Genomic DNA, 22,746 nt, shown 5'->3' with positions numbered 1-22,746 from the left:
ATAGCAGAGCGAAAGAACAGTCTTGTACGGCCTCCCATTGTCAACATTGACCAGGCAGTTGTAATCATGAGCGCGAAAGAGCCAGATTTCAATGCTAATCTGTTAGATCGTTTTCTGGTGCTTTTAGAGCATAAGCGGATCCATCCTATTATCTACATCAGCAAGTTAGACCTGCTTGGAGATAAGCAGAGCTTGGATGCCTATGTGCAGGCGTATCAGGCTATCGGGTATGAGGTTCTTAAAACTACTGAGGAGTTGCTGCCACGGCTGACAGGGGAAATCACTGTTTTCATGGGACAGACTGGAGTAGGAAAGTCCACTCTGCTCAATAAAATCGCTCCAGACCTGCAGCTGGAAACAGGAGAGATTTCTGAAAGTCTGGGCCGCGGCCGTCATACGACAAGGGCTGTCAGCTTTTACAATCTAAACGGCGGTAAGATTGCCGATACGCCAGGATTTTCATCTTTGGATTACGAGGTGAGTACAGCTGAAGATCTCAATCAAGCTTTTCCAGAGATTGCTGAGTTCAGCCAGTCCTGTAAGTTTCGTACTTGCACTCATACTCACGAGCCAGCTTGTGCCGTTAAGCCAGCAGTTGAGGCCGGCCAGATAGCTTCATTCCGCTTTGATAATTACCTACAGTTTCTCAGCGAGATCGAGAATCGTCGGGAAACCTATAAAAAAGTTGCCAAAAAAAATTCTAAATAAGGAGAAAAACTATGACATCGTTCAAAATCGCCCCTTCAATCTTAAGTGCGGACTATGCTAATTTTGAAGCAGAGCTGAAAAAGTTAGAAGCGACAGGTGCTGAGTATGCCCATATCGATATTATGGATGGTCATTTTGTACCCAATATCAGCTTTGGAGCTGGGGTTGTTGCCAGTATGCGTCCTCACAGCAAGCTAGTCTTTGACTGCCATCTGATGGTCTCCAATCCTGAGAATCATATTGAAGAATTCGCTCGTGCCGGTGCAGATATTATCAGCATCCATGCCGAAACGACGCCACATATCCACGGAGCGCTGCAGAAGATTCGATCAGCGGGAGTCAAGCCTAGTGTTGTGATTAATCCAGGAACACCAGTCGAAGCAGTTAAAAATGTTTTGAATTTGGTTGATCAAGTCCTTGTGATGACAGTTAATCCAGGCTTTGGCGGTCAGGCCTTTCTGCCAGAAACCATGGATAAGATTCGTGAACTGGTCGTTCTGCGCGAAGTCAATCAGCTGAATTTTGATATTGAAGTGGATGGCGGTATTGACGGTAAGACCATTGGGATTGCTAAAGAAGCTGGCGCCAATGTCTTCGTGGCTGGCAGCTATGTCTTCAAAGGCGATGTTAATCATCAAGTTCAGACTCTACGGGATGCCTTGCATGACTAAGGTTGCGCTGTTTGCTGGCGGAAACTTGGAGCATTTTAGCTTGGATTTTGATGTGTTGGTCGGAGTAGACCGTGGGAGCCTCTTTCTGCTTGAGCAAGGAGTTTGTCCGGATTTGGCTGTCGGGGATTTTGACTCTGTGAGCAAGGAAGAATTGCTGCGCATAAAAGATAGAGCCAAGGAAGTCGTTCAGGCCCATCCTGAAAAGGATGATACGGACCTGGAGTTAGCTGTTCTGGCTTGTTTTGAACGGTATCCAGATGCCCGTTTGACCATTTTCGGCGCCTTTGGAGGCCGTCTGGATCATGCCTTGGCCAATGTTTTCCTGCCCAGTAATGAAAAAATTGCACCTTATATGGAGAAGATTTTTCTGGAAGACGAACAGAATCTGCTGACCTATGTTCCCAAGGGGCGCCATGAAATAAAACCAGTACCTGGCATGCGCTATCTGGCCTTTCTGCCATCGGATGACGTTGACCTAACGATTGAGGGCGCTAAATATCCGCTCAATAAAGATAACTTTTTTTTCAAAAAAGTGTATGCTTCTAACGAATTTATAGATAAGCCCATTTATTTGGACTTTGATAGTGGCTATACAGTCGTCATTTACAGCAAAGACAGGAGCTGATATGGAGTTTATAATTATCCTCATTCTTTTGGGAAATCTAGTGCTGACCTTTCTTTTATGGCAAAAGATTAGTCAGCAGACCGAGACGCTAAAGCAAGTCTTGGAAAATCAGGCAGATCATCTATCGGATCAGTTGGACTATCGCTTGGAGCAAGAAAGCCAGAGAAAGCAAACGGCTCAGAAAGAGCTGGAATTAGCTCTGGGAGACCGCTTGAGCGAGGTCAGGACAGATTTGCACCGCAACTTGACAGAGCTGCGCTTGGAAATCAGTGACAATCTGACCAAGAATCGGGATAAAACTGACGAGCGTATGAGGCAGATCCAAGAGTCCAACGAAACCCGTCTAGAGCAGATGCGGCAGACTGTTGAAGAGAAACTGGAGAAGACACTTCAGACTCGTCTTCAGACTTCTTTTGAAACGGTCTCTAAGCAGTTGGAGTCTGTCAATCGCGGTCTGGGAGAAATGCAGAGTGTTGCCCGAGATGTCGGTACACTGAATAAGGTCTTATCCAACACCAAGACCCGAGGGATTCTAGGGGAGTTGCAGCTGGGCCAGATTATCGAGGATATCATGACGGCCAGCCAGTATGAGCGAGAGTTTGTGACAGCGGCCGGATCCAGTGAGCGTGTTGAATATGCTATTAAACTGCCGGGACAGACGGAGCATGAATATGTCTACCTGCCCATTGATTCTAAGTTTCCTCTGGCTGATTACTACCGTTTGGAAGATGCTTACGAGTCTGGCAGCAAGGAAGAGATTGAGCTCTATCGCAAGTCTCTCTTAGCAAGTGTTAAACGCTTTGCCAAGGATATTAAGAGTAAATATCTGGCGCCACCAGCTACGACCAATTTTGGTATCATGTTTCTGCCAACGGAAGGTCTCTATTCGGAAGTTGTCCGCAATCCAGCCTTTTTTGACAGTTTGCGACGTGAGGAGCAGATTGTGGTGGCGGGTCCGTCGACCCTTTCTGCCTTGCTTAATTCACTGTCTGTCGGATTTAAAACGCTCAATATCCAAAAAAGTGCGGACGACATCAGCAAGGTTCTGGGCTCAGTCAAATCTGAGTTTAACAAGTTCGGTGGCATTCTGACCAAGGCACAGAAACATTTGCAGCATGCTTCGGGTAACATTGATGAACTCTTGACTCGGCGGACAGGAGCTATCGAAAGAACCTTACGCCATATTGAGCTGTCTGACCAAGACCTCGATTTGAACTTACTTGATTTTTCAGAAGAAAGGGAAAACAATGAAGATTAATCAAATGAAAAAAGATGAACTGTTTGAAGGTTTCTATCTGATCAAGTCAGCAGAAGTCCGTCAGACAAGGGCTGGGAAAAATTATCTGGCCTTCACTTTCCAAGACGATACAGGAGTAATCGAGGGTAAACTTTGGGATGCTCAGCCACACAATGTTGAAGAATTCACTGCTGGCAAGGTCGTGCACATGCAAGGTCGACGGGAAGTCTACAATAACACGCCCCAGGTAAATCAACTGACCCTGCGTCTTCCTAAGGCTGGAGAGCCCAATGATCCAGCGGATTTCAAGGAAAAACCGCCAGTAGACCAGAAAGAAATCCGAGATTATTTATCTCAGATGATTTTTAAGATTGAGAATTCGGTCTGGCAGCGCGTGGTCCGCTCGCTTTATAGCAAGTACGACAAGGAGTTTTATTCTTATCCAGCTGCCAAGACCAATCACCATGCTTTTGAGTCGGGACTAGCCTTTCATACCGCTACAATGGTCAAGCTGGCCGATGCTATCGGAGACATTTATCCTCAGCTTAATAAAAGCTTGCTCTTTGCAGGGATTATGCTCCATGACTTGGCCAAGGTTATTGAGCTCAGCGGTCCGGAAAATACAGAGTACACTGTGCGAGGCAATCTGATTGGTCACATCGCTTTGATTGATGAAGAGTTGACCAAGACCCTGATGGAGCTGAAAATTGACGATAGTAAGGAAGAGGTTATTGTACTGCGCCATGTCCTTCTCAGCCACCACGGTCTCTTGGAATACGGCAGTCCTGTACGGCCTAAGATTATGGAGGCAGAAATTCTGCACATGATTGATAATCTGGATGCGGAGATGATGATGATGACTGCTGCCTTAGGACTTGTGGATCCAGGTGAAATGAGCAATAAAATATTCGCTCTTGAAGGCCGTTCTTTCTACAAACCAAAACTTGAACAGTAAAATACGAAAAATGGACATTACTTGGAAAAGAATGTTCGTTTTTTTGTTTCTGTTATGGTATAATGAATAAAATAACTTTAATTGGTGAAAAAATGAAATTAAGAAGAAGTGAGCGTATGGTGGTTATTTCTAATTATTTGATTAACCATCCTTATGAATTAACGAGCTTAAATACATTTGCAGAAAAATACGAATCTGCCAAATCTTCTATTTCAGAAGATATTGTCATTATTAAGCGAGCCTTTGAAGAGATTGAAATTGGAACTATCGAAACGATTACTGGTGCCGGTGGAGGAGTGATTTTTAGCCCGTCCATCTCAGATACAGAAGCTAAGACCATTGTACAAGGTCTTTGTGATCAGCTGTCGGAAAGCAATCGGATTCTTCCGGGGGGCTATATTTATCTATCTGATCTGCTCAGTACTCCATCCATTTTGAATAATATCGGACGGATCATTGCCAAAAGCTTTAAAGGTCAACAGATTGATGCTGTCATGACGGTTGCAACTAAGGGTGTACCTTTGGCCAATGCAGTAGCCAATGTTCTCAATGTTCCTTTTGTCATCGTTCGTCGGGATTTAAAGATTACAGAAGGGTCAACGGTCAGTGTCAACTATGTATCGGGCTCCAGCGGAGATCGTATTGAAAAGATGTTCTTGTCCAAGCGCAGTCTCAAGGCCGGCAGCCGCGTCTTGATTGTGGATGACTTCCTCAAAGGCGGGGGGACCATTACAGGGATGATTAGCCTCTTATCTGAGTTTGACTCTGAGTTGGCAGGTGTAGCTGTCTTTGCGGACAACGCGCAGGCCAATCGCGATTATCTGGACTATAAATCGCTCTTGAAAGTAACCAATATTGATGTCAAGGCGAATACCATTGATGTGGAAATTGGAAATATTTTTGATTAGGGAAAAGGGCGGAGATTATAGATGAAAACAGTTTTAGAAAAGTTTGACCACAGTCCGCTGTGGATTCGTTTAGGAGTATTGTCGATTTTATTTGGGATTCTGATTACTGGCATGCTTTTTGTGCAGGGACAGGCTAATTCCACCAGAAATTCAGTTAGTTCGGCTGCCAGCATCGCATCAAGCAGCTCTTCCTTACAACTGTCTTCTGCTCAAAAAGAAGCACAGGAAAAAGAAATTCAGGAAGAAGAGCGAGCAGTTCAGACCGCAGAAGAAGCGGTTAAACAGCTTGAAACCATGCAAACTTTGGAAGATTTGCAGCTATCTAAGACTGCAGCAGAGAAGGTCAAAGATGCAGCTACTAAGGCTAGATTCCAAAGCCGTATTCATGCAATAGCTGTCCTGATTGACCCAGAAGGGGCTCAGGCTGGTGTTTATGAAAATCCAGCTGCTGTATCAGAAGAAGCAGTGGCTCAGTCGCAGCAATAAGTTAGCAGAAATCTAATAAGCAGAGATAGGCTTAAAGTAGAAAAAATGTATTGACACAAAAGTATCGTCGTGCTATAATGATAGACGGTACTTTTTACTTTTGGTCTCTCAAAAGTGTACAGAGACGTGCTGACAAATGTTGCAAAAGTACACGCAGATGGTAGCTGTCACCAAGTGTATCATCACCAAAATTAAAAAAATACAGGAGAATGTAGATGCCTACAATTAACCAATTGGTTCGCAAACCGCGTAAATCAAAAGTAGAAAAATCTAAATCACCAGCTTTGAACGTTGGTTACAACAGCCATAAAAAAGTTCAAACAAACGTATCTTCACCGCAAAAACGTGGAGTTGCAACTCGTGTCGGAACTATGACACCTAAGAAACCGAACTCTGCCCTTCGTAAATTTGCCCGTGTACGTCTGAGCAACCTGATTGAAGTTACAGCTTACATCCCAGGTATCGGACACAACCTGCAAGAGCACAGCGTGGTGCTTCTTCGTGGTGGACGTGTAAAAGACCTTCCAGGGGTACGTTACCATATCGTCCGCGGTGCACTTGATACAGCAGGTGTTACTGATCGTAAACAAGGCCGTTCTAAATACGGTACTAAAAAACCAAAAGCATAAGGAAAGGGGAGAAAGATAAATGAGTCGTAAAAACCAAGCGCCTAAGCGCGAAGTATTGCCAGATCCGCTTTACAATTCAAAATTAGTTACTCGTCTTATCAACCGCGTTATGCTTGATGGTAAGCGTGGTACAGCGGCTTCTATCGTTTACGGAGCTTTTGATCAAATCAAAGAAGCAACTGGAAACGATGCGCTGGAAGTATTTGAAACAGCTATGGAAAACATCATGCCTGTACTTGAAGTTCGTGCTCGACGTGTCGGTGGTTCAAACTACCAAGTTCCAGTTGAAGTTCGTCCAGAACGTCGTACAACACTTGGACTTCGCTGGTTGGTAACTATTGCTCGTCAACGTGGTGAGCACACAATGGTTGACCGCCTTGCAAAAGAAATCTTGGATGCATCTAACAACACTGGTGCAGCTGTTAAGAAACGTGAAGACACTCACCGTATGGCTGAAGCTAACCGTGCCTTCGCACACTTCCGTTGGTAATAAAATGATACTAAGAGCGACAAAGGCGCAAGGCAAAAATAGGAAACTGATGCAGTGTTCAGTGAACACAAAGCAGTTTATCTTTTTTGCGCCGGGCCTCGCTCGGGTTCAAATTAGTTAACTCGAGCTTTTAGCTCTAGTTCAATTCAACTTATCTACAAGTTGAGACCAACAAAAACAAGATAAGCATTGAGAACGGGTAGGTCCTGCCTATCCGTTTTTGCTAAATAATGTTATAATAAACTGTAAAATAAATTAATAGGAGAAATAACCAAATGGCTCGCGAATTTTCACTTGAAAAAACTCGTAATATCGGTATCATGGCCCACGTCGATGCTGGTAAAACAACAACAACTGAGCGTATTCTTTACTACACTGGTAAAATCCACAAAATCGGTGAAACTCACGAAGGTGCGTCACAAATGGACTGGATGGAGCAAGAGCAAGAGCGTGGTATCACTATCACATCTGCTGCGACAACAGCTCAATGGAACAACCACCGTGTAAACATCATCGACACACCGGGACACGTGGACTTCACAATCGAAGTACAACGTTCTCTTCGTGTCTTGGACGGTGCGGTAACCGTTCTTGACTCACAATCAGGTGTTGAGCCTCAAACTGAAACAGTTTGGCGCCAAGCAACTGAGTACGGAGTTCCTCGTATCGTATTTGCTAACAAGATGGACAAGATTGGTGCTGACTTCCTTTACTCAGTAAGCACTTTGCATGATCGTCTTCAAGCAAACGCTCATCCAATCCAATTGCCAATTGGTTCAGAAGATGACTTCCGTGGAATTATCGACTTGATCAAGATGAAGGCTGAAATCTATACTAATGACCTTGGTACAGATATTTTGGAAGAAGATATCCCAGCTGAATACCTTGAGCAAGCTCAAGAATACCGTGAAAAATTGGTGGAAGCAGTTGCTGAAACTGATGAAGACTTGATGATGAAATACCTTGAAGGTGAAGAAATCACTAATGACGAATTGAAAGCTGGTATCCGCCGTGCGACTATCAACGTTGAATTCTTCCCAGTATTGTGTGGTTCTGCTTTCAAGAACAAGGGTGTTCAGTTGATGCTTGATGCAGTTATCGACTACTTGCCAAGCCCACTTGATATTCCAGCAATCAAAGGTATCAACCCAGACACTGAAGAAGAAGAAACTCGTCCTGCATCTGATGAAGAGCCATTTGCAGCTCTTGCCTTCAAGATCATGACTGACCCATTCGTAGGTCGTTTGACTTTCTTCCGTGTTTACTCAGGTGTTCTGAACAGCGGTTCATACGTATTGAACACTTCTAAAGGTAAACGTGAGCGTATCGGACGTATCCTGCAAATGCACGCTAACAGCCGTAACGAAATTGAAACTGTTTATGCGGGTGATATCGCTGCTGCCGTAGGTTTAAAAGATACAACTACTGGTGACTCATTGACAGATGAAAAAGCTAAGATCATCCTTGAGTCTATCAACGTTCCAGAACCAGTTATTCAGCTGATGGTTGAGCCTAAGTCTAAGGCTGACCAAGATAAGATGGGTGTTGCTCTGCAAAAACTGGCTGAAGAAGATCCAACATTCCGTGTTGAAACAAACGTTGAAACTGGTGAAACAGTTATCTCTGGTATGGGTGAGCTTCACTTAGATGTCCTTGTTGACCGTATGCGTCGTGAGTTCAAGGTTGAAGCAAACGTAGGTGCACCTCAAGTATCTTACCGTGAAACTTTCCGCGCTTCTACTCAAGCTCGTGGATTCTTCAAACGCCAATCTGGTGGTAAAGGTCAATTCGGTGACGTTTGGATCGAGTTCACACCAAACGAAGAAGGAAAAGGCTTCGAGTTTGAAAATGCTATCGTTGGTGGTGTAGTTCCACGTGAATTCATCCCAGCAGTAGAAAAAGGTTTGGTTGAGTCAATGGCTAATGGTGTCCTTGCTGGTTACCCAATCGTTGACGTGAAAGCTAAACTATACGATGGTTCATACCACGATGTCGACTCATCTGAAACAGCCTTCAAGGTTGCGGCTTCACTTGCTTTGAAAGAAGCTGCCAAGACTGCTCAGCCTGCTATCCTTGAGCCAATGATGTTGGTAACAATCACTGTTCCTGAAGAAAACCTTGGTGACGTTATGGGTCACGTAACAGCTCGTCGTGGACGTGTTGATGGTATGGAAGCTCATGGTAACAGCCAAATCGTTCGTGCCTATGTACCACTTGCTGAAATGTTCGGTTATGCAACAGTTCTTCGTTCAGCATCACAAGGACGCGGTACCTTCATGATGGTATTTGACCACTACGAAGATGTACCTAAGTCAGTACAAGAAGAAATCATTAAGAAAAACAAAGGTGAAGCTTAAGCTTTGAGCTAAACCTTGGCACTCGCGTTTGCGGGTGCTTTTTTTATTTTTAGAGAACCGACCACTCGATAAAAAGGGGAAATGAATGATCAGATGAATCTGAATTTATACTTTCTATTCTGTCTTGTAAGTTGTATTTCTACATTTTCAAAAGATACTGCTTTGCTTTTTCAAATCAATGAAAGTCAAAATGAAAGTTAGTGAAAGAATTCATAATACTTGTTAATAACAATGAAATCAGTTGCATTTTACCTCAATTAAGTATATAATAGAAATGTTGAAAGGTGATTTGTAGCAACTCAAGTTACTCTTTTCACATAAAAATTTTTTGATTTTCATAAGGAGGAAATCACGAATGGTAGTTAAAGTTGGTATTAACGGTTTCGGTCGTATCGGTCGTCTTGCTTTCCGTCGTATCCAAAACGTAGAAGGTGTTGAAGTTACTCGCATCAACGACCTTACAGATCCAGTAATGCTTGCACACCTGTTGAAATACGACACAACTCAAGGTCGTTTCGATGGTACTGTTGAAGTTAAAGAAGGTGGATTCGAAGTTAACGGTAAATTCGTTAAAGTTTCTGCTGAACGTGACCCAGAACAAATTGACTGGGCTACTGACGGTGTAGAAATCGTTCTTGAAGCAACTGGTTTCTTTGCTAAGAAAGATGCTGCTGAAAAACACCTTAAAGGTGGTGCTAAGAAAGTTGTTATCACTGCTCCTGGTGGAAATGACGTTAAGACAGTTGTATTTAACACTAACCACGACGTTCTTGACGGTACTGAAACAGTTATCTCAGGTGCTTCATGTACTACAAACTGCTTGGCTCCAATGGCTAAAGCACTTCAAGACAACTTCGGTGTTGTTGAAGGATTGATGACTACTATCCACGCTTACACTGGTGACCAAATGATCCTTGACGGACCACACCGTGGTGGTGACCTTCGTCGTGCTCGCGCTGGTGCTGCAAACATCGTTCCTAACTCAACTGGTGCTGCTAAAGCTATCGGCTTGGTTATCCCAGAATTGAACGGTAAATTGGACGGATCTGCACAACGCGTTCCTACTCCAACTGGATCAGTTACTGAATTGGTTGCTGTTCTTGAAAAGAACGTAACAGTTGATGAAGTAAACGCAGCTATGAAAGCAGCAGCTAACGAATCATACGGTTACACAGAAGATCCAATCGTATCTTCAGATATCGTAGGTATGGCTTACGGTTCATTGTTCGACGCAACTCAAACTAAAGTTCTTGATGTTGACGGCAAACAATTGGTTAAAGTTGTATCATGGTACGACAACGAAATGTCTTACACTGCACAACTTGTACGTACTCTTGAATACTTCGCGAAAATCGCTAAATAATTCAATGGTAAAAGAAAGAGGCTCATTTGAGTCTCTTTTTCTGTACCTTGCTTTGTGAGAATCATCAAAGACAGGGCTGTGGTTTATTGAGCTTCTATTTTCCAAATTTTTAGTCATATAGAAAGTCACTTTTGCTATATCTGTCTATTTTTCAAAATGCTTCAAGGGACTGTTTTGCAGTAAGAGAATCCAAGCATACTTTCCTTAAAGAAAACTATACCAATTTCATGCTTGACAAAGTGAAAAACTGTGTGTATACTAGCCTTGTTGGAGTTTTTGAACTTCAAGAAGACTATACCAATTTTAAATAAGAAGGGCTGGTTTCTAAGGCTAGAAATCAGAAGTAACGTTATGTGTGGAATTGTCGGAGTTGTCGGAAATCGCAACGCAACAGATATTTTGATGCAGGGCTTGGAAAAGCTGGAATACCGTGGTTATGACTCAGCTGGAATTTTTGTAACAACAGGGAAAACTTCTAGTCTGGTCAAGTCGGTCGGTCGTATCGCTGACCTACATGCTAAAATTGGCATTGATGTTGCTGGGACTACTGGTATTGGACATACTCGTTGGGCTACTCATGGAAAACCAAGTGAAAACAATGCCCATCCTCATACTTCACAGACTGGCCGTTTTGTCTTGGTTCACAACGGTGTGATTGAGAACTACCTTGATATTAAGAATACTTATCTAGCTGGTCATGATTTCAAGGGGCAGACAGATACAGAGATTGCAGTGCACTTGATTGGCAAATTCGCTGAAGAAGAAGGCTTGTCTCTTTTAGAAGCCTTTAAAAAAGCTCTCCACATTATCCGTGGTTCTTATGCCTTTGCTTTAGTAGACTCAGAAGATGCAGATGTTATCTATGTTGCTAAAAATAAATCACCGCTTCTAGTTGGACTGGGTGAGGGCTACAATATGGTCTGCTCAGATGCTATGGCCATGATTCGCGAGACAAGTCAGTTTATGGAAATTCATGATCAAGAGCTGGTTATTGTCCGTAAAGATAGTGTGGAAGTGCAGGATTATGACGGGCATACTCTGGAGCGTGAAAGCTATACTGCTGAGCTAGATCTGTCCGATATCGGTAAGGGGACTTATCCATACTATATGCTCAAAGAAATCGACGAGCAGCCAACTGTGATGCGTAAGCTCATCAGCGCTTATACAGATGATAAGGGGCAAGTATCAGTAGATGCGGATATTGTTAAAGCTGTTCAGGAAGCTGACCGTCTCTATATCCTTGCAGCTGGAACTTCTTACCATGCTGGCTATGCTTCCAAGCGTATGCTGGAAGAGCTGACGGATACACCTGTTGAGCTGGGCATTGCTTCTGAGTGGGGCTATGCTATGCCGCTCCTTAGCAAGAAGCCTCTCTTCATCTTTATCAGCCAATCTGGTGAAACAGCTGACAGTCGTCAGGTCCTAGTCAAGGCGAATCAGATGGGCATTCCAAGTTTGACCGTGACCAATGTTCCGGGTTCTACGCTTTCTCGGGAAGCCAATCATACCATGCTGCTGCATGCAGGTCCTGAGATTGCGGTTGCTTCTACTAAGGCCTATACAGCTCAAATTGCAACCTTGGCTTTCTTGGCTAAAGCTGTTGGCGATGCCAATGCTTCTGAAAAAGCGGAATCCTTTGACTTGGTTCACGAGCTGTCCTTAGTTGCGCAGTCTATTGAGTCCACTTTGTCAGAAAAGGAGTTGATTGACAATAAGGTCCGCGGCCTTCTAGAAACAACTCGCAATGCTTTCTATATCGGCCGTGGTCAAGACTACTATGTGGCGATGGAAGCTAGCTTAAAACTCAAAGAAATTTCTTATATCCAGTGTGAAGGCTTTGCTGCTGGTGAGCTCAAACACGGTACAATCTCTCTGATTGAAGACGGAACACCAGTTTTGGCCTTGCTTTCAGATGAAGTCTTGGCTAGCCATACTCGGGGCAATATTTCAGAAGTCGTAGCTCGGGGTGCCAAGGTGTTGACCATTGCTGAGGAGAATGTAGCCAAAGAAGGCGACGATATCGTGCTCAATCAGGTTCACCCATACCTGTCACCAATCTCTATGGTGGTACCGACACAGCTCATTGCTTACTTTGCAACCTTGCACCGTGGTCTGGATGTTGACAAACCGCGTAATCTGGCTAAGTCTGTCACTGTAGAATAAGCACAGAGGGCTATTGCCTATAAAAATTACCTATCTCATCCATAGAAAATATATATGGTCCTTATCTAAAAAGGGTACAAAAAATAAGGTTATTCAGCAGAGTCTGAAAAGCCTTGAAAAAGCTAGCTTAGTCTAGCTTTTTTATTTTGCTTTGATAAATATTTTTAATCAGGCTGATAGGGAAAATATATTTCCCAGGAGAAGGAGGGGATGGTAAGATATATTACAAATTCAAAGAAGGAGGAAGTAATGGCCAGCAAGAAAGAATTAGTGCTGAGAGCTTTTCGGGGTGAAGAAGTTGACCGAGTGCCTGTTGGATTCTGGTTTCACTTTGTAAGCCAAGAGGAAAAGATGCTGGGCCTAGATAATCCAGTGATTTTCAATAAAAGTGTTGAGGGGCATGCTGCTTATGTTCGAGCTGCACGGCCAGACTTTGTCAAGATTATGAGCGATGGCTTCTTTAAGTATCCCAGCGAGCTTTATTCGGATCATATTGTGTCCATTCGGGACTTGGCAGCTATCCAGTCTATCGGAGAGCATCATCCTTGGGTTGAGCAGCAGATTGAGATAGTTAAAGCTGTAAAGGCAAGCTATCCGGAGGACCTCGCTTCCTTCTACAATATTTTTGCGCCGGTCTCCTATCTCAAGCGCTGGTTCCGCCGGGAAGGGTCGCGAGGAGATAGAGAAATTGCAGATTTTCTGGTAGAGGATCCCGAGCTGACAGGACATGTTTTAGATGTCATTGCCACTGATATTGCTATTTTGACTAGACGCATCATTGAGGAAGCGGGCATTGAGGGGATTTATCTCAGTACCCAGCAAATCCAAGATGGTCGGGTAGATGGGGCCAGTTATCGTCGTTATATTGAGCCTAGTACGGTCAAGGTTCTGGATGCAGCCAATGCAGCTGGCGGTCAGAATATTCTCCACATTTGCGGCTTTGAAGGAGCCAGCAATGATTTGGAACTGTTCAAAGACTATCCGGCTCAAGTCTTTAACTGGGCAACTCATCATGAGGGTGTCAGCTTAGCGGAAGGGCGCAAGCTCTTTGGCGGTCAGACTGTCCTGGGCGGCTTTGAAAATGGCAGAGCAGCTCTTCTAAATACAGGCAGTCGTGCAGAGTTAGAGGCTGAGACCAAGCGGCTGCTGGTTGAAACTGGCAGTCAGGGAGTGATTCTAGGGGCTGACTGCACTGTACCAGATGATTTTGAAATAGAAAGATTGGACTGGATCCGCCAAGCAGCTAGTCAGTTCTGACGGACTTGCCAAAGTCCTAAAGAGTGATTTTCAACTCTTTCAAGGAGGAAGATAGATGAATCGGTATCAAAAAAGAATTGCTGCTCTTGCTCTGATATTTTTGATAATAGGAACCTTTCTTAGCATCAGTCAGATTTATGCTCATCAGTCTTCAGACAAAAAAGAAGATGATTTGCAGGTGCTCAAGAAATTACCAGAGCAGTCAACTGGATTGATGCAGCCCAATGATATTGCTGCCCTGCTCTTGTCAGATTAGAATTTTACTTAAAAAGATGAATTAGCCTAATTAAAAAGCTAACAAACAACTCATTGACTAGATAGGAACAATAAAAAAGGAGAGAAGATGACTTCAAAAAGAGAATTAGTACTGAAGGCTTTCAGAGGAGAGCCCGTTGACCGAGTGCCAGTTGGTTTCTGGCATCATTTTACCAGCGAGGATGAGTGGCTGGCTGGTTTTGGAAATCAGGCCATTATTGAGAAAAATCTGGCAGGCCATCAAGCTTTTCTGGCAGAAGTCGAGCCAGACTTTATCAAGCTGATGAGTGACGGTTATTTTGCCTATCCTAACGAGCGCTTGAAAAAAGTCCAATCTATCAAGGAGTTGGCAGATATTGAGTCGCTAGGTGCTGACCACCCTTGGATTAGTGAGCAGGTGGAACTGGTTCAGAAGATTAGGGCTAGCTTTACAGAGGACTTGGTCGCTATTTACAATATTTTTGCGCCAGTAACCTATTTCAAATGGTTGGTCGGTAAGGTTGCTGGAGGGGATGACATCATTGCAGAATTCCTAGCAGAGGATGCGGTGCTCACGAAGCTGGTGCTGGATGTGATTGCTCAAGATATTGCTGCTTTGACAGAGCGAATTATCAAGGAAGCTGGTGCGGATGGAATCTATCTCAGTGTTCAGAGCATTCAGGATGCACGGGTGTCGGCTGAAGACTATAAGACTTTTATTGCTCCTAGTGAATTGGCAGTGCTGGAAGCAGCCAATGCGGCTGGCGGAGTGAATATCCTGCACATTTGTGGCTACGAAGGCGCGCGAAACGATGTTCATCTTTTCACTGACTATCCAGCTCAGGTCATCAACTGGGCAGTGGGGCCAGAAGGCATCAGTCTAGCGGAGGGCCGGAAATTGTTTGGCGGTCGCACTGTTCTCGGTGGTTTTGAAAACGGCAAGAATAGCCTTCTCTACACGGGCAGTCAAGCAGCTATTCAAGACGAGACCAAGCGATTGATAGCAGAGGCTGGCAAGGAAGCTTTGATTATCGGGGCTGACTGTACTATTCCAAGCGATATTGAGGCAGAGCGGATTCAGTGGGTTCGCCAAGCAGCAAGTTTAGCATAAGAAGGAGACGAAAGAATGAGCAAGAAAAAATGGATTATTGTTGTAGCGGCAGTGATTGCTATTGTAGCGGCGACTTATTTGGGGCGGACCTTGACAGGTGCTTCATCTAGCAAGACGAGCAGCTCTGCATCTGGCAGTGGCAAGGTCACGACTTTGAAAGTGGCACATACACAGAACTATGTTCCCTATGACTTTGTGGATGAAAAGGGAGAATCAGATGGCTATGAGGTTGCTGTTCTCAAGGCTATTGATGAGAAGTTGCCTGACTATCAGTTTGAATATACCGGTACTAGTGATGAGGATCTCTTAGTCGGTCTGGAATCTGGGAAATATGATATTGGAACCAAGGGAGCATGGTACACCGAAGAGCGGGCGAAGAAGTTCATCATTCCAAAAAGCCCAATCGGCGCTAGCATTATAGGTTTCACTATCCGCAAGGAAGACGCTGAAAAATACAAGACTATTGATGATTTTGCTAAGGAAAAGGGTAAGCTGGTACCGATCTCTCCGCAGAATGCTCAATGGGCCGTTATCGAAGAGTATAATCAGAAGCATAGCGGTGCTCCTATTGATTTGACTGCAGCAGAGTCCTTCAAGGTAGCTGATGCTTATGCTTGGGTTCTGGAAGGGCGCTACGATGCTTTCTTTGACATCAAGCTGTCATTTGAAAAAGCTGTGACGGACAAGGAAGGTTCTTACCATCAGTATGCGGATCAACTGACTTGGTTCCCTTACAAGGGGATTCCGACCTATCCCCTGCTTCATAAAAACGAAAAGAATGAAGAATTTGCCAAGGCATACGAAAAGGCAATTAAGGAACTGGAAAAAGACGGAACCTTGGCTAAACTATCGGAGAAGTATTTCGGAGAAGATGTCTTCTCTTATGTGGACAAGAATTAGTGGCTGCTGTCTGCTGACCACGGAAAATCAAAGGCTGACTGATAAGCTATCTGAATACAGAGCTGGTTGCTTCTAAGCTGACCTTGATGCTGTTTGAAGGAATTTTCAAAGAGGATAGCTAGGCGAGAGCATGGCTGCTCCAAGCTGAAAGTGCCCGTCCAAGAGAAGCTTATTCTATCTAATCACTGTCGAAGGAGAAGAAATTATGGTCTCGTATGACTTATCCCGTGTCTTTGGCCTGCTGCCTAGTCTGCTGCAGGCTCTGCCGACCACTTTATGGATTATGTTTGTGACAGCATTGATTGGCTCCTTACTGGGTGGTCTGTTGGCTTGGGCTCAGATCGCCGAGGAGCAGTCTTTAGCTGGTCTGGCTAGAGGATATATATTTATCCTTAGATGTACACCACCTATCGTCTTGCTTTTCTTGGTTTTTTATGGCATTCCAGAGTTTTTAGAATGGTGGCTGGGGCTGGATATCAATAATTGGTCGCGGACTGTGTTTGTCATCATCACCATGATTCTGCTCTTTGCGGCTATGATTGCGGAAGTCTTCAAGGCAGCCTATCTTGCTGTTCCCAAGGGACAGACCGAGGCAGGTCTCAGTATTGGCTTGACACCGGTGCAGACTTTTCTGCGCATTATCCTGCCACAGGCTTTTCGCATCGCCCTGCCCAATCTTACTACCTCCTTTCTTAATCTCATGCGGGATGCTGCGCTGGCTTATACGATTGGAGCTGTTGATGTCATGGGAGCGGGGCAAAATCTCATCAGCCGTAATCTGGGAAATTATTCCCTCGAAACCTATACAGCGGTGGCCTTGATTTACTGGGGAATTGCTCTAGTGGTTTCGCTGGCTTCCCAGCTTCTGGAAAAAAGTCTGACAGTCAAGGAGAGGTGAAGCATGGATTTGAATTATATTGTAAATACCTTTCTGGTTACTCTGAAAGGCATTCCAGTAACCCTGATCATTATGGTGGTGGCTATTCTGCTCAGCTTTATTCCGGCTCTGCTTCTAGCTCTGGGACAGATTTATAAAGTTCGAGGTGTACGGACCTTTTCGGTGGTTTATCTGGCCTTTATTCGGGCAACGCCTCCTATTTTGCTCATTCTCTTTTTCTACAGTCTTTTTCCTAGTTTACTGAATCAAATTTTTAAAAGTCTGGGCAGTCAGGTAGATGTCTTTAAGTTCAATCCGCTTTACTATGCTTTCATCATCTATAGCCTGATGACGACAGGTAGTTTGTCGGAAATACTGCGCTCTGCCATTTTGACAGTGGATAAAGGGCAGTTGGAGGCGGCTCAAGCGATTGGTTTAACGAATTTTCAAGCTTATCGGAGGATTGTTTTTCCTCAGGCATTGCGCTCTGCCCTCCCCAATCTGGCCAATCTGGTTATCAATCTAGTCAAGGGAACCTCGCTGGTATTTGTCATGACGGTCAAGGATATCACAGCCTTGGCTAAGATAGAGGCCTCCCACTCTTACCAGTATTCAGAGTCTTACTTGGTTATTTTTGTTATTTATCTCATTATTTGCGGCTTAATTCAGTGGATGTTTAGGGGCTTGGAAAAGCGCTACGCTCTTGCTTAGGAAGGAAAGATTATGTTAGAAGTAAAACATATCTCCAAACGATTTGGAGAGCACCAGGTGCTGGCAGATGTCAGTCTCAAGGTCAATCAAGGTGACGTTGTGGTTATTCTGGGACCCTCAGGCTCTGGGAAAACAACATTTCTGCGCTGTCTGAATCACTTAGAAAAAGCGGATGGCGGTCAGCTGACTTTGTCTGGTAAGGACTATGATTTGGCTAAACTCAGCAAAAAAGAGATTTTGGAAATTCGTAGAAAAACGGCCTTTGTCTTTCAGCATTATAATCTCTTTGCCAATAAAACAGCCCTTGAAAATATCTTAGAGGGCTTAGTGATCGCTCGTAAGATACCGAGGGAAGAAGCGCTTGAGATTGCGGAAGAGTCCTTGAAGCGCGTGGGCCTCTTGGCCTACAAGGACTATTATCCCTCTCAGCTATCAGGCGGCCAGCAGCAGCGGATTGGGATTGCGCGTGCCATTGCTGTCAAGCCAGATGTCATCCTGCTGGATGAACCAACTTCGGCTCTAGATCCGGAACTGGTCGGCGAAGTTCTCAGCGTCATGAAACAGCTGGCTCAAGAGGGAGTGACCATGGTCGTTGTGACCCACGAGATGAGCTTTGCTCGTGATGTGGCCAACCATGTCATCTTTATGGACGGAGGTCACATCATCGAAGAAAATCCTCCTCAGGAATTCTTCAGCAGTCCAAAGGAAGAGCGGACCCAACAGTTTCTGTCCCGCATTTTGTCAGATGCCAGTTATAGTGTAGAGTATATGATTTAAAAATCTGGATTATGTCCAGATTTTTATTATAAAAAAGCGTCTTTATAGGAACGAAAAGGACCTCAACGACTTTCTCGATTACATTTGTAAATTTATTTTAAAAAATTATGTAAAATCTATTGACAAATAAATTCTGTCATGATAAAATTACAACTGTAAACAAAAAAGTTTACGTAAATTTAATCAGAAGGTATGAATACAGCCGGAAGGCAATTATTTTTGGGAGGATTAAAAGTTATGTAAAATTATCTTCTTCTGAAAGAGATCAATTTCACTCATAAAAGCAGGGACTGATTCAGTCTTGATTTTTGAAAATGAAATAAGTTATGTAAAATAATAGATAGGAGAAGATCTCCCAAATGAAAATTTATAGTAGATAAGGAAGAGATTTCTTATCTGAAACTTTGGTAAAAATAAAAATTATGTAAAGCAAAATATGAAAAAAGCGAGGTAATGCTATGAACAACAACTACAACAATTTTAACAATATGGACGACCTTTTCAACCAACTCATGGGGCGCATGGGTGGCTACAACAGCGAACACCGGCGCTACTTGATTAATGGTAGAGAGGTCACACCGGAAGAGTTTGCTCAGTACCGGGCTACTGGCAAGCTCCCTGGCCAAGGAACAAGTGAGCAGACTGGCCAAACTGCTGCTAATGCGCCTAAGCAAGATGGTATCCTAGCTAAGCTGGGTCGTAATCTGACCCAAGAAGCGCGTGATGGAAAGTTAGATCCAGTCATTGGGCGTAATAAGGAAATCCAAGAAACAGCTGAAATCCTTTCTCGCCGGACTAAGAACAATCCAGTTCTGGTCGGAGATGCAGGTGTCGGAAAGACCGCTGTAGTGGAAGGTTTGGCTCAGGCTATCGTCAATGGTGATGTGCCAGCGGCTATCAAGAACAAAGAAATTATTTCTGTTGATATTTCTGGTCTGGAAGCTGGTACCCAGTATCGTGGTAGCTTTGAAGAAAATATCCAAAACTTGGTCAATGAAGTCAAGGAAGCTGGCAATATCATCCTATTCTTTGATGAAATCCATCAAATCCTAGGAGCAGGATCTATCGGTGGAGATAGTGGCTCTAAGGGCATGGCGGATATTCTCAAACCAGCACTTTCTCGTGGAGAGTTGACCGTCATCGGGGCTACCACTCAGGACGAGTATCGTAACACCATTCTCAAAAATGCAGCTCTGGCTCGCCGTTTCAATGAAGTCAAGGTCAATGCACCGTCTGCCGAAGACACCTATCAGATCCTTCGAGGCATTCGGGACCTGTATGAAAAGCACCACAATGTCATCCTGCCGGATGAAGTGCTGAAAGCGGCTGTGGATTACTCTGTTCAGTATATTCCACAACGGAGCCTGCCAGACAAGGCGATTGACCTGGTCGACGTGACTGCTGCCCACTTGGCAGCCCAGCATCCAGTGACTAATGTTCATGCGGTTGAAAATGAGATTGCTGAACAGAAAGATAAGCAGGAAGCGGCTGTTGAGAAAGAAGATTATGAAGCAGCTCTAAATGCCAAGACCCGCATTGAAGAGTTGGAAAAGAAAATTCAAAATCACACTGAGGATATGAAAGTGACTGCTACAGTCAACGACATAGCAGAGTCTGTTGAGCGGATGACAGGTGTGCCGGTATCTCAAATGGGTGCCAGCGACATTGAGCGCCTCAAGGGCATGAATGACCGTCTCAAAGCCAAGGTGATTGGCCAAGACAAGGCTGTAGAAGCTGTGGCTAGGGCTATCCGCCGTAACCGTGCAGGCTTTGATGAAGGCAACCGTCCAATCGGAAGCTTCCTCTTTGTTGGTCCAACTGGCGTCGGAAAAACTGAGTTGGCTAAGCAACTGGCTTTGGATATGTTTGGTACCAAGGAAGCGATTATTCGTCTGGATATGTCAGAATACTCCGACCGGACTGCTGTTTCCAAGCTGATTGGTACCACTGCAGGCTATGTCGGCTATGATGATAACAGTAATACCCTGACCGAGCGTGTGCGCCGCAATCCTTACTCTATCATTCTCTTGGATGAGATTGAAAAGGCGGATCCACAAGTGATTACCCTTCTCCTTCAAGTTCTGGATGACGGTCGTTTGACGGATGGTCAAGGGAATACAGTCAACTTCAAGAACACGGTTATCATTGCGACTTCCAATGCTGGCTTTGGCTACGAAGCAGGCTTGGAAGAGGATGCTGAAAAGCCTGATTTGATGGATCGACTCAAAGCTTATTTCCGTCCAGAATTCCTCAATCGTTTCAATGCGGTTATTGAGTTCTCTCATCTCAAGAAAGAAGATTTGATGGAGATTGTTAATCTCATGCTGATCGAAGTAAATCAAACCTTGAGCAAGAAAGAAATTAATCTGGCTGTATCCGATGCAGCAAAAGAATTCCTGCGTGACGCTGGTTATGACCAAGTCATGGGTGTTCGTCCGCTCCGCCGTGTCATTGAGCAGCAAATCCGTGACAAGGTGACTGACTTCCACTTGGATAATCTAGATGCTAAGCACTTGACAGCCGATTTAGAAGATGGTGTCTTAGTTATTCGTGAAAAGGGTGCTGACGCATCTGAAAAAGACAAGCAAGCAGAATAAAGCTTACTAAGACAATTAAGTTTTCAAAGACCTCCTTCTTAGATGAAGGCAGGTCTTTTTTGTTAAGTAGGAATTCCAAATTACTTTCTGTGAATAAATTAGTATCTATCCCAACATCTCGACTAAATTCTCCTTGATATTGCTGAAGCAGTCGATGACTCGAATCAACCTAGCTTCTCTCAAATAAGAGAGATGAATAATTTTTTGACGAAAGGAGACTGCTATGAAACAGTCCATAACTACAATTAAACGCAATGTCATTATCTTTGCCATTCTCAGCACCCTATGTGGCTGGATTGGTTATGTTGTTGATAAAGTAACCGGCCAAGCTCATTACGAAAATATCGGAACAGAGATAGGAAGTGGTTTTTTTAGGGATGCTGATTTGGCTGGTAACTCCGTTAATCTGTACCATCTTTCTTCGAAGCTTTGGCGGAGACGGCTGGAAAGAGGCTGGTTTTTCCATTAATTTTAAAAATAACAAAAAAATTATAGCTTGTTAGTTTTTTAGTCTACCCTCTTGTTACGATGATAGTGATACTCTTGGGACTGATGACACAAGGAATCAGAGTGACAGGTGTGAAGGTTGAGTTCACGTCCTATCTTGGAATCTTGCTAACACAGGTCAGAACTCAATTCATAAAAAATATTTTTGAAGAATCTGTTTGGAGGGCAAATCTTACTAATCAATTAATCAAATAAAAATTATCCGATTTAAAACTATATCTACTTGTTGGCTTTATCTGGTGGATTTGGCATCTGCCTTACATTATGAAGTTTCTGTCTGAGAGAGAAATCCAAAATACCTTGCCGGTTAGAAGGCTTACATTCTTCCTTATCGGGATGATAACTGTTGTATGCTGGACGGACATGTATACAGAGATTTTTAGAATTACTAAATCAGTTTGGCCACTGGTAATTATGCACACTATGGAAGATGCGGTTATAAATCCTTTACGATTACTATTCTTTGTCTCGGTAGAAAAAAATCAAGCTTTCCTCTTCTCGCTTTCAGTGGGGATGATTCCGACTATTCTTTATCTACTCGTCGGCCTAGCTATACGGAAATGGAGAAAAAAACAGGAGTATGGAAAGGCGAGCTAACAGAGTAACAAAAGATGATAATGTTGATTTATTTTTCTATTTAATAGAGGTAAAAGGCTATCAAAAGTCTGTAAAAATGGAAAAAGTTGACATTTCAATGAGTTATGTTCTAATTTTTTGTACATTTTCAAGTTTTTATATATGTAAATGTCAGAAAAAAGTGTATAATGGATTAGTAAATTAAATTTTAGGAGAGGATTTAATTATGAAAAAGTTGGATATTACAACCATGCCCGACTATAGGAAAGTCGAGGCTGTTGTTCAGTTGTTAGTTAATGGAACCTTAACTAGTTATCGAATTGCGACGGATGCAAACATCAGCAAGATGAGTATCCTGACCTTAACTAAAGGGACCAGTAAGATTAAGAACATTACTTATCAAACTGCGATGGCCTTAATTAATTGGTATGAAGAAAACCATGAAAAATATGGCATTACTATTCATCAAAAGGCCGCAGGATAGTCTAAAACTATGATGTAGCTCAAACCTAACCCAGCTAACCATTTGGATAGCTGGGTTTTTCTATGCCTCTTAATGAGACAAGCCGTGGGCGCAGTCGAATTTAGAGGCATTGATGCAGACTGA

The 22,746-nt window shown here is 43.7% G+C and carries 23 protein-coding genes; all 23 read left to right on the top strand.

Annotated elements, in window-relative coordinates:
* Nucleotides 1-708: ribosome small subunit-dependent GTPase A (gene rsgA / locus QZ169_RS08785; protein ID WP_295506438.1), on the top strand; the 708-nt coding region annotated here is incomplete at its 5' end.
* 11 nt (nucleotides 709-719) lie between these two features.
* The gene (gene rpe, locus QZ169_RS08780) at nucleotides 720-1,379 is read left to right on the top strand and encodes a ribulose-phosphate 3-epimerase (protein WP_295506436.1); all 660 of its coding nucleotides are present in this window, start codon (nucleotides 720-722) and stop codon (nucleotides 1,377-1,379) included.
* Complete coding sequence (locus QZ169_RS08775) at nucleotides 1,372-2,004, top strand: thiamine diphosphokinase (protein ID WP_295506433.1); 633 nt, start codon at nucleotides 1,372-1,374, stop codon at nucleotides 2,002-2,004. Before rpe ends, QZ169_RS08775 begins: the two co-directional genes overlap by 8 nt.
* Before the next feature lies 1 nt (nucleotide 2,005).
* Nucleotides 2,006-3,262, top strand: a complete 1,257-nt coding sequence (gene rmuC, locus QZ169_RS08770) for a DNA recombination protein RmuC (protein ID WP_295506432.1) — start codon at nucleotides 2,006-2,008, stop codon at nucleotides 3,260-3,262.
* Nucleotides 3,252-4,196: a 3'-5' exoribonuclease YhaM family protein gene (locus tag QZ169_RS08765; protein WP_002893873.1), complete on the top strand. Its 945-nt coding sequence runs from the start codon at nucleotides 3,252-3,254 to the stop codon at nucleotides 4,194-4,196. The genes rmuC and QZ169_RS08765 overlap by 11 nt, the downstream gene beginning before the upstream one ends.
* 92 nt (nucleotides 4,197-4,288) lie before the next feature.
* Nucleotides 4,289-5,104 (top strand): pur operon repressor, encoded by an 816-nt coding sequence (gene purR, locus QZ169_RS08760; RefSeq protein ID WP_032909974.1) that lies wholly within the window; start codon nucleotides 4,289-4,291, stop codon nucleotides 5,102-5,104.
* 21 nt (nucleotides 5,105-5,125) lie between these two features.
* Entirely contained in the window at nucleotides 5,126-5,590 is a 465-nt protein-coding gene (locus QZ169_RS08755; protein ID WP_295506429.1) for a hypothetical protein, read from the top strand.
* A 215-nt stretch (nucleotides 5,591-5,805) separates the two neighbouring features.
* Nucleotides 5,806-6,219 (top strand): 30S ribosomal protein S12, encoded by a 414-nt coding sequence (rpsL, locus tag QZ169_RS08750; RefSeq protein ID WP_002893867.1) that lies wholly within the window; start codon nucleotides 5,806-5,808, stop codon nucleotides 6,217-6,219.
* 19 nt (nucleotides 6,220-6,238) lie between these two features.
* Nucleotides 6,239-6,709: a 30S ribosomal protein S7 gene (rpsG, locus tag QZ169_RS08745; RefSeq protein ID WP_002893865.1), complete on the top strand. Its 471-nt coding sequence runs from the start codon at nucleotides 6,239-6,241 to the stop codon at nucleotides 6,707-6,709.
* Between the two features lie 275 nt (nucleotides 6,710-6,984).
* Entirely contained in the window at nucleotides 6,985-9,066 is a 2,082-nt protein-coding gene (gene fusA / locus QZ169_RS08740) for an elongation factor G (RefSeq protein ID WP_002922484.1), read from the top strand.
* A 355-nt stretch (nucleotides 9,067-9,421) separates the two neighbouring features.
* Nucleotides 9,422-10,429 (top strand): type I glyceraldehyde-3-phosphate dehydrogenase, encoded by a 1,008-nt coding sequence (gap, locus tag QZ169_RS08735; protein WP_000260681.1) that lies wholly within the window; start codon nucleotides 9,422-9,424, stop codon nucleotides 10,427-10,429.
* Between the two features lie 351 nt (nucleotides 10,430-10,780).
* Complete coding sequence (gene glmS / locus QZ169_RS08730; RefSeq protein WP_295506424.1) at nucleotides 10,781-12,592, top strand: glutamine--fructose-6-phosphate transaminase (isomerizing); 1,812 nt, start codon at nucleotides 10,781-10,783, stop codon at nucleotides 12,590-12,592.
* A 210-nt stretch (nucleotides 12,593-12,802) separates the two neighbouring features.
* Entirely contained in the window at nucleotides 12,803-13,849 is a 1,047-nt protein-coding gene (locus tag QZ169_RS08725) for a uroporphyrinogen decarboxylase family protein (protein WP_295506422.1), read from the top strand.
* Nucleotides 13,850-13,904: 55 nt separating this feature from the next.
* Nucleotides 13,905-14,105, top strand: coding sequence for a hypothetical protein (locus QZ169_RS08720; protein WP_295506420.1), 201 nt, complete (start codon nucleotides 13,905-13,907; stop codon nucleotides 14,103-14,105).
* A gap of 87 nt (nucleotides 14,106-14,192) precedes the next feature.
* Nucleotides 14,193-15,194 (top strand): uroporphyrinogen decarboxylase family protein, encoded by a 1,002-nt coding sequence (locus QZ169_RS08715; RefSeq protein WP_295506418.1) that lies wholly within the window; start codon nucleotides 14,193-14,195, stop codon nucleotides 15,192-15,194.
* Between the two features lie 15 nt (nucleotides 15,195-15,209).
* Nucleotides 15,210-16,094: a transporter substrate-binding domain-containing protein gene (locus tag QZ169_RS08710; RefSeq protein WP_295506416.1), complete on the top strand. Its 885-nt coding sequence runs from the start codon at nucleotides 15,210-15,212 to the stop codon at nucleotides 16,092-16,094.
* Between the two features lie 205 nt (nucleotides 16,095-16,299).
* Nucleotides 16,300-16,992: an amino acid ABC transporter permease gene (locus QZ169_RS08705; RefSeq protein WP_295506415.1), complete on the top strand. Its 693-nt coding sequence runs from the start codon at nucleotides 16,300-16,302 to the stop codon at nucleotides 16,990-16,992.
* A gap of 3 nt (nucleotides 16,993-16,995) precedes the next feature.
* A complete protein-coding gene (locus QZ169_RS08700) occupies nucleotides 16,996-17,682 on the top strand; it encodes an amino acid ABC transporter permease (RefSeq protein ID WP_002908663.1) in 687 nt (228 codons plus the stop codon).
* Between the two features lie 12 nt (nucleotides 17,683-17,694).
* On the top strand, nucleotides 17,695-18,459 hold the full coding sequence (locus QZ169_RS08695; RefSeq protein ID WP_002917760.1) for an amino acid ABC transporter ATP-binding protein: 765 nt from the start codon (nucleotides 17,695-17,697) through the stop codon (nucleotides 18,457-18,459).
* A gap of 458 nt (nucleotides 18,460-18,917) precedes the next feature.
* Nucleotides 18,918-21,056, top strand: coding sequence for an ATP-dependent Clp protease ATP-binding subunit (locus tag QZ169_RS08690; RefSeq protein WP_125351467.1), 2,139 nt, complete (start codon nucleotides 18,918-18,920; stop codon nucleotides 21,054-21,056).
* Between the two features lie 223 nt (nucleotides 21,057-21,279).
* Nucleotides 21,280-21,525 carry a hypothetical protein gene (locus tag QZ169_RS08685; protein WP_223311183.1) on the top strand — a complete coding sequence of 82 codons (246 nt, stop codon included), beginning with the start codon at nucleotides 21,280-21,282 and terminating at the stop codon, nucleotides 21,523-21,525.
* A gap of 302 nt (nucleotides 21,526-21,827) precedes the next feature.
* On the top strand, nucleotides 21,828-22,160 hold the full coding sequence (locus QZ169_RS11565; RefSeq protein WP_033179221.1) for a hypothetical protein: 333 nt from the start codon (nucleotides 21,828-21,830) through the stop codon (nucleotides 22,158-22,160).
* 205 nt (nucleotides 22,161-22,365) lie between these two features.
* Entirely contained in the window at nucleotides 22,366-22,623 is a 258-nt protein-coding gene (locus QZ169_RS08680; RefSeq protein ID WP_002893837.1) for a hypothetical protein, read from the top strand.
* Nucleotides 22,624-22,746: the final 123 nt, after the last annotated feature.

The sequence above is a fragment of the uncultured Streptococcus sp. genome (assembly GCF_905372115.1).
GTDB lineage: Bacteria > Bacillota > Bacilli > Lactobacillales > Streptococcaceae > Streptococcus.
The sequence above is the reverse complement of the archived record's forward strand: the minus strand, read 5'-3'. Positions and strand labels throughout refer to the sequence as shown.

Coding starts and splice junctions, on each gene's coding strand:
- purR (WP_032909974.1), top strand. CDS start 4,289: ATGAAATTAAGAAGAAGTGAGCGTATGGTGGTTATTTCTAATTATTTG.
- QZ169_RS08685 (WP_223311183.1), top strand. CDS start 21,280: ATGAAACAGTCCATAACTACAATTAAACGCAATGTCATTATCTTTGCC.
- QZ169_RS08700 (WP_002908663.1), top strand. CDS start 16,996: ATGGATTTGAATTATATTGTAAATACCTTTCTGGTTACTCTGAAAGGC.
- rpsG (WP_002893865.1), top strand. CDS start 6,239: ATGAGTCGTAAAAACCAAGCGCCTAAGCGCGAAGTATTGCCAGATCCG.
- QZ169_RS08710 (WP_295506416.1), top strand. CDS start 15,210: ATGAGCAAGAAAAAATGGATTATTGTTGTAGCGGCAGTGATTGCTATT.
- QZ169_RS08765 (WP_002893873.1), top strand. CDS start 3,252: ATGAAGATTAATCAAATGAAAAAAGATGAACTGTTTGAAGGTTTCTAT.
- rpsL (WP_002893867.1), top strand. CDS start 5,806: ATGCCTACAATTAACCAATTGGTTCGCAAACCGCGTAAATCAAAAGTA.
- QZ169_RS08755 (WP_295506429.1), top strand. CDS start 5,126: ATGAAAACAGTTTTAGAAAAGTTTGACCACAGTCCGCTGTGGATTCGT.
- QZ169_RS11565 (WP_033179221.1), top strand. CDS start 21,828: ATGAAGTTTCTGTCTGAGAGAGAAATCCAAAATACCTTGCCGGTTAGA.
- glmS (WP_295506424.1), top strand. CDS start 10,781: ATGTGTGGAATTGTCGGAGTTGTCGGAAATCGCAACGCAACAGATATT.
- rmuC (WP_295506432.1), top strand. CDS start 2,006: ATGGAGTTTATAATTATCCTCATTCTTTTGGGAAATCTAGTGCTGACC.
- QZ169_RS08705 (WP_295506415.1), top strand. CDS start 16,300: ATGGTCTCGTATGACTTATCCCGTGTCTTTGGCCTGCTGCCTAGTCTG.
- gap (WP_000260681.1), top strand. CDS start 9,422: ATGGTAGTTAAAGTTGGTATTAACGGTTTCGGTCGTATCGGTCGTCTT.
- QZ169_RS08680 (WP_002893837.1), top strand. CDS start 22,366: ATGAAAAAGTTGGATATTACAACCATGCCCGACTATAGGAAAGTCGAG.
- QZ169_RS08695 (WP_002917760.1), top strand. CDS start 17,695: ATGTTAGAAGTAAAACATATCTCCAAACGATTTGGAGAGCACCAGGTG.
- QZ169_RS08715 (WP_295506418.1), top strand. CDS start 14,193: ATGACTTCAAAAAGAGAATTAGTACTGAAGGCTTTCAGAGGAGAGCCC.
- QZ169_RS08725 (WP_295506422.1), top strand. CDS start 12,803: ATGGTAAGATATATTACAAATTCAAAGAAGGAGGAAGTAATGGCCAGC.
- QZ169_RS08720 (WP_295506420.1), top strand. CDS start 13,905: ATGAATCGGTATCAAAAAAGAATTGCTGCTCTTGCTCTGATATTTTTG.
- QZ169_RS08775 (WP_295506433.1), top strand. CDS start 1,372: ATGACTAAGGTTGCGCTGTTTGCTGGCGGAAACTTGGAGCATTTTAGC.
- QZ169_RS08690 (WP_125351467.1), top strand. CDS start 18,918: ATGAACAACAACTACAACAATTTTAACAATATGGACGACCTTTTCAAC.
- fusA (WP_002922484.1), top strand. CDS start 6,985: ATGGCTCGCGAATTTTCACTTGAAAAAACTCGTAATATCGGTATCATG.
- rpe (WP_295506436.1), top strand. CDS start 720: ATGACATCGTTCAAAATCGCCCCTTCAATCTTAAGTGCGGACTATGCT.